The 1,732-nt window shown below is 63.2% G+C and carries 1 protein-coding gene; it reads right to left on the reverse strand.

Going from position 1 to position 1,732, the window contains the following annotated elements; all coding sequences use genetic code 11:
* Nucleotides 1-4: 4 nt before the first annotated feature.
* Nucleotides 5-1,732, reverse strand: a 1,728-nt coding sequence (locus tag GJ654_RS20610) for a type I secretion system permease/ATPase (RefSeq protein WP_155448055.1), incomplete at its 5' end; no start/stop codon positions are given.

The raw sequence follows: 1,732 nt of genomic DNA on the forward strand, positions 1-1,732 counted from the left end.
GCGTTCATGGCGTGTTCCGGTCGTTTTGCATGGCCCACAGGCGTGCATAGAGCCCGTTGGGGTTCTTCAGCAACTCGTCGTGGCTTCCCGCCTCGACAAGGCGCCCGTCGACCATGCCGATGATCACGTCGCAATCGCGCACGGCGGCGAGGCGATGGGCGATGATGAAGACGGTGCGGTTTTTCACGATCTGGCGCATGTTCTGTTGGACGATGCGCTCGCTCTCGTAGTCGAGCGCGGAGGTCGCCTCGTCGAAAATCAGAATCGGCGGATTGGTGGCCAGCGCCCGAGCGATGGCGATGCGCTGGCGCTGGCCGCCGGACAGATTGGCGCCGCGCTCCTCGATCATCGTGTCATAGCCCTGGGGGAGCTTGGCGATGAATTCGTCCGCCCCCGCAAGCCGCGCCATCGCCATCACATGCGCGCGCGGCATGGCCGGATTGGCCAGCGCGATATTGTCGTGAATCGAGCGGTTGAACAGAAGGTTTTCCTGGAGCACCACGCCGATATGGGTGCGCAGCCAGGCGGGATCGACCTGGGACAGGTCCATGTCGTCGAGCAACACCTGACCTTCCTCGGGGATATAGAAGCGCTGGATCAGCTTGGTCAGCGTCGATTTGCCCGAGCCGGACGGCCCCACAATGCCGATCACCTTGCCCGGATTGACCCGCAGCGAAATCTGCTTGAGCACTTGCGGCGCATCGGGCCGGTAGCGGAACGACACGTTGCGGAACTCGACTTTTCCGCGCGGCGGCGGCAGCTGCGCGCGCGTGGCGGGGGTCGGCTCCGGCGGATTGTTGAGAATGTCGCCGAGACGCTCGACCGAAACCTGCACCTGCTGAAAATCCTGCCAGAGCTGCGACAGCCGCAACACCGGCTGCGCCACTTGCCCGGCGATCATGTTGAAGGCGACCAGTTCGCCCACCGTAAGATCGCCGTCGATCACCGCCTTGGCGCCGAACAGCAGCAGGGCGGCGCTCGACAGCTTGTTGACATATTGAATGGCGTTCTGGCCCTTGGCGCCGAGCATGGTGGTGTCGAAGGCCGAGCGCACATAGGCCGCGAGCCGCTCCTCCCACTGCTTGCCGACGACCGGCTCGACCGCCGCGGCCTTGATCGTCTGCATGCCGACGATGGATTCGACCAAAAACTGTTGGCTTTCGGCGCCGCGATTGAATTTCTCGTTGAGGCGTTCGCGCAGCAGCGGGCGCGCGATCGCGGCGATGCCGAGATAGAGCGGAATGGTCGCGAGCACGACCAGGGTCAACTTCCAGGAATAGGCGAACAGGACCGCGATGAAGACAAAGGTGAACAGCAAGTCGAGCGCCGAAAACAGCCCCTGTCCCGTGAGGAAGGCGCGGATCGTCTCGAGCTCGCGCACGCGCGCCACGGTCTGCCCCGTCGGCCGGGTCTCGAAATAGGAGACGGGCAGTCGCGCCAGATGGCGAAACAGCCTCTGCCCCAATTCAACGTCGATGCGATTGGTGGTGTGCGACAGCGCGTAGCTGCGCAAATATTGCAGGGCGACGTCGAACAGCCCGATGATGGCGAGGCCGCCGACCAGCACGAACAAGGTCGAATAGGCGCGATGCGTCAGCACCTTGTCGATCACCACCTGGAAGAACAGCGGTGAAACCAGGGCGAAGAGTTGAACGAAGAACGAAGCGATCAGCACGTGGATCAGCGGCTTGCGGTAACGCCACAACGACGGCGCAAACCAATGGAAGCCGAA

Source organism: Rhodoblastus acidophilus, assembly GCF_009720655.1.
Taxonomy (GTDB): domain Bacteria; phylum Pseudomonadota; class Alphaproteobacteria; order Rhizobiales; family Beijerinckiaceae; genus Rhodoblastus; species Rhodoblastus acidophilus_A.